Source organism: Ensifer sp. ENS07, from assembly GCF_014852185.1.
Classification (GTDB): Bacteria; Pseudomonadota; Alphaproteobacteria; order Rhizobiales; family Rhizobiaceae; genus Ensifer; species Ensifer adhaerens.
The window spans coordinates 1-4,334 of sequence record NZ_JACVBE010000037.1; the positions used below are offsets into that span (position 1 = coordinate 1).

General features: G+C 59.2%; 4 protein-coding genes and 2 pseudogenes. 2 read left to right on the forward strand and 4 right to left on the reverse strand.

What is annotated here, in order from left to right; translation table 11 throughout:
* A partial coding sequence (locus IB277_RS37385) for a calcium-binding protein (protein ID WP_305853051.1) occupies positions 1–767 on the reverse strand: 767 nt, incomplete at its 3' end.
* A gap of 218 nt (positions 768–985) precedes the next feature.
* Positions 986–1,780: pseudogene (locus IB277_RS38535) on the reverse strand (IS3 family transposase); the annotation flags it as partial.
* Positions 1,781–1,839: 59 nt separating this feature from the next.
* Here IB277_RS38535 and IB277_RS37400 point away from each other — a divergent pair.
* Positions 1,840–2,064 (forward strand): hypothetical protein, encoded by a 225-nt coding sequence (locus tag IB277_RS37400; protein ID WP_246812922.1) that lies wholly within the window; start codon positions 1,840–1,842, stop codon positions 2,062–2,064.
* Between the two features lie 182 nt (positions 2,065–2,246).
* A complete protein-coding gene (locus IB277_RS37405; protein ID WP_192373374.1) occupies positions 2,247–2,480 on the forward strand; it encodes a DUF6429 family protein in 234 nt (77 codons plus the stop codon).
* Here the strand turns inward: IB277_RS37405 and IB277_RS37410 are convergent.
* A pseudogene (locus tag IB277_RS37410) lies at positions 2,461–4,142 on the reverse strand (IS66 family transposase). The gene IB277_RS37405 and the pseudogene IB277_RS37410 sit on opposite strands and share 20 nt — an antisense overlap.
* A 45-nt stretch (positions 4,143–4,187) precedes the next feature.
* Positions 4,188–4,325, reverse strand: coding sequence for a transposase (tnpB, locus tag IB277_RS37415; protein ID WP_256436374.1), 138 nt, complete (start codon positions 4,323–4,325; stop codon positions 4,188–4,190).
* Positions 4,326–4,334 lie beyond the last annotated feature (9 nt).

Here is a 4,334-nt window from a genome sequence, read left to right on the forward strand (position 1 = left end):
CCAGCTCCGCCTTCGATTAGGTCGTCACCATCGTAGCCGAAAACTTCGTTATAGTTACCGTTTGCTGTCAGCTTGTCATTGTAAAGTGAGCCCTGAACGTCCTCGATCGATCGATAGGTATCCCCGGTCGCAAACCCGCCAGAGCCGTTGCCGGTTAAGAGGTTCACAGTGACGGCGGCAGTTGACGAGCGGTATGCAACAATGTCTTGCCCCATTCCGCCGTCAATCTTGTCACTGCTGGCCGCGGCAGTGATCCAGTCGTTGCCCGTTCCTGCATAGACCGTCTTTTGGTCGAGGACGCTCGAAGAGAAGCTCAGGTCAACAACATCGTCGCCGGCTCCCGCCAATACGTCGTCGTTTCCGATCCCTGTGTTAATGTAATCAGCGCCGTCTCCGCCCTCCAGACGATCATCCCCGTCATCGCCATGGAGATAATCGGCGCCGTCACCGCCGTATATTGAATCGTTTCCTGCTCCACCTGAGATCACATCCGAACCGTCATCGCCTTGGAGCGTATCCGCGCCATCGCCGCCATCGAGGTTGTCGGCTCCGCCGCCACCGGAAAGATAATCGTCTCCAGCCTCACCATAGAGCCTGTCATACGCTTCGCCGCCTGCAATAGAGTCGTCACCCTCGCCGCCGTAGATCACATCGATGAGGTCCCCGCCCTGGAGCCAGTCGCTTCCTGCCAGCCCAGAGATGGTGTTCCTATCGTTTGCTGTTCCGTAAAGAACGTCATCGCCAGCCGTTCCAGTCAAATTTGCCATCATTCAATCCCCCATTGAGTTTCAAATTGGCACACTCAACCAATACTTAGTTGGATGCAATCACCCAAATGAGGGACCGGCGAGCGCCCGCCGTCTGGCGTGGCGCAAATCCAATGCTTCGAGCGGGTTGCCGTTCCTCAGCGCACAAACGAGCGAAAATAACCTGAGACCCTTGTTCCCTCCAGTTTTCGGGGAAGTCTTGGGTTTTCAGTCTGGCCTCACGCCGCCTGTTTTTCCAGAGCGATTTTCATTGCAAACTCATTGGGCGTGATATTACCCAGAGAGGAATGTGGCGCTTGTGCCAGCGATGAGAACAGGGTTTCGTTGAGGCATTCGTCACGGAAGCTGCCATTGAAGCTTTCCACGAAACCGTTTTGCATCGGTTTGCCTGGTGCGATGTAATGCCATTCGACGCGCGTGCCTTGGCATCACTTGCGAGTGGCCATGCTCGTCATCTCCGTGCCGTTGTCGGAAACAACGATCCGTGGCTTTCCGCGCCGGGCGATGATGGCATCCAGTTCCCGTGCAAGCCGCACCCCTGAGAGCGATGTGTCGGCCACCAGCGCCAGGCATTCGCGGGCGAAGTCGTCAACGACAGCCAGGACCCGAAAGCGACGACCATCCGCGAAAGCGTCGCTGACGAAGTCGAGGCTCCAGCGCTCATTGGGACGCGACGGCAATGCCAAAGGCCGTCTCGTGCCCAAGGCATGCTTGCGACCGCCACGTTTGCGCACGGTCAGCTTCTCTTCCCGATAGAAACGCCGGAGCTTCTTCAGGTTCATGACGATCCCCTGCCGATCCCGCATGACGTGAATGCGCCGATAACCGAAACGACGGCGCTCGGACGCCACCATCTTCATAGCTTCACGGATATGACCGTCATCGTGCCGGATGCTGCGGTATCGCACGCTCGACCGATCAATGGGCAAAACCTCGTACGCCCTACGCTGGCTCACACCATGCTTCTCGCAGACATGAGCTACAGCATTCCGCTTCACATCGGGCGTCACCATTAATGGGATGGTGCGCCTCGTCGCCGCATCATGAGGCGGCCAAACCGAAGGAGGTTGCCATGCCACAGCGCAATATGCCGCGCTCAGCGGCTGTCTATCGAATTGATATTGGCACGAACATCTTTCACGTTGTCGGCCTCGGTAGCGATGGCATCCCAGTCCAGAAGGCTCGTTTCCGACGCGACACGCTGCTACAGTTCTTCAAGCGCGAGCACCGGCGATCGTGGGGATGGAATCGTGCGCAGGATCTCAGTGATTGCCGGGAAGATACAGGCGCTCTTTAATCCCCGCGCAGTTCGTGAAGCCGTACGTAAAGTCGAACAAGAGCGACATCATCGATGCGGAAGCAATCGCTGAGGCTGCCACGGACCAACATTGCGATTTGCTGCACTCAAGAGCGAGGAACAAGGTATCCATCCGAGCAGGGCCGCAGGATTTTGAGCGCCGCGCGTGGTAACGTGGGTTCATGGAGATCGATGAGGACAAGATCGACGATGCGGTTTTGGCGCTGCTATGGCTGACGCTGCATAACGAATGCTGTACCTGGAAGGGCTTCGACTGGGCAACGACGGATCGGCTTCACAAGAAGGGCTTGATCGGCGACCCAGTCAACAAGTCGAAGTCATTGATCCTGACCGATGAAGGCTTGGCGCGTTCAGAAGCATTGTTCCGGGAGCTGTTTACGCGGCCGCCGCAATAGCCGTCCCTTTGTGTGTCTTCCATTGCCACGGCAGCAGTTCGTGCAGGCGGGAGACGGGAAGATCGGCGATGCGGCTAAACACATCGGCGAGCCACGCCTTTGGGTCGACGTCGTTGAGACGGCAAGTCGTGATGACGGAGAGCATGATGGCGGCACGATCGGCCCCACGCTGGGAGCCGGCGAAGGTCCAGTTTCGACGCCCGAGGGCAATTCCTCTCAGCGCGCGCTCGGCCGCATTGTTCGTGAGACAAATCCGGCCATCGTCGAGGAAACGGGCAAAGCCATCCCAGCGCTTCAGCATGTAATCGATCGGCTCGATCACCTCGGACGATTTGCTGAGCGAGGCGCGCTCCCGTTTCAGCCACGCGTGCATGTCATCGAACAGCGGCTTGCTCTTTTCCTGCCGCGCGGCCAACCGTTCTGCGGCGCTCAATCCATTGATGTCGCGCTCGATCTCAAACAGCGCGTCGTACCGTTGGACGGCCTCCAATGCGATCGGCGAGATTGGCTTGCCCTTGCGTTTGCGGTCGCGGGCATTTTTCTGGATGTCGGCCAGTTCAAAGAATTTGCGCCGCGCGTGCGCATGACAAAAGGCGAAGGTGATCGGCACCGCTTTCTTTTCGGCGACACTGAGCGGCTCGAAGCCATTGTAACAATCACTCTGCGGAATGCCGCCATACGCGGCCAGGTGCTTCTGCGGATGCTCGCCGCGGCGGTCGCTCGACGCATAGTATATGGCCGCCGGCGCTGCCGCGCCGCCGTAGGGCCGGTCATCGCACACGTACGTCCATATTCGCCCGGTCGTGCATTTGTCTTTGGCCTGGATGGGAATGGTGGTGTCGTCGCCAAAAAGCCGCTCGGCCGCGAAGACATGCGTTTCGATCAGATCAAAGATCGGCAGGAGCGCGGCCGTTCCATACCCGACCTGGTCGGCCAACGTCGAGGTCGAAAGCTCGATGCCCTCGCATTTGAACCGGGTGCTCTGGCGGTTGAGCGGGCGAACAGGATCGTCGCCAGCAGATGAGGACCGATAAAGCCGCGTGGCGTGGCATGGAAGGGTGCCGGCGCCTGGCTGATCTTCTCGCAGTCCCGGCAGCTAAATTTCTCGCGTACGGTTTCGATCACCTTGAACCGGCGCGGAACCTCCTCGAGCGTCTCGGTGACGTCCTCGCCCAGTTTCGACAGGCGCGACCCGCCGCAGCATGCACAGGTGACTGGTGGATCGATCACCACGCGCTCGCGCTCGATCTCCTCCGGCCACGGCTTTCGGACCGGCCGTTTGCGCGTGAACGAATGCACGCTCGCGGTCTTGGCGGCAGCCGCCTGGGCTGCAACCGCGTCCTCTGTCGCGGCCATCACCAGCTCTTCGAGCTGCAATTCCATCTGGTCGATCAGGCGCGCGGTGCGCTCGGAACGCTTTCCGCGAAGCTCCCGCCTCAGCTTTTCGATCGCCAGCTCCAGTTTGGCGATCAACGCCTCGCTGTCGGACAACATGGCCTGCGCATTGGCGGCTTGCGCCACCGCAATGTCCCGTTCAGCGACGACGGTGTCGCGCTCGGCGACAACGACATCACGTTCAGCCTGTAACATCTCACGCTCGGAAAGCAGCGCCAGATAGGCGCTCGCAAGGTCCGCAGGAAGATCCACAGGCTTCGAAGTCATGAAGCCATTCGATCAGATTCATTCAATATTTTCAATGCAATAATGCTATCCGATCCGTGTCGGACGCCAGGTTTCCTGCGGATTGCGCCAATCGATCCCGGACAACAAATAGGACAATTGCGCCGGTGAGATTGCTACCGCCCCGCCCTCCATGTTCGGCCAGATAAACCGGCCCTTCTCCAGCCGCCGGGT

Bases quoted from the DNA above. Each gene is read 5' to 3' on its own strand.
- IB277_RS37400 (WP_246812922.1), top strand. From the start codon at position 1,840: ATGCCACAGCGCAATATGCCGCGCTCAGCGGCTGTCTATCGAATTGAT.
- IB277_RS37405 (WP_192373374.1), top strand. From the start codon at position 2,247: ATGGAGATCGATGAGGACAAGATCGACGATGCGGTTTTGGCGCTGCTA.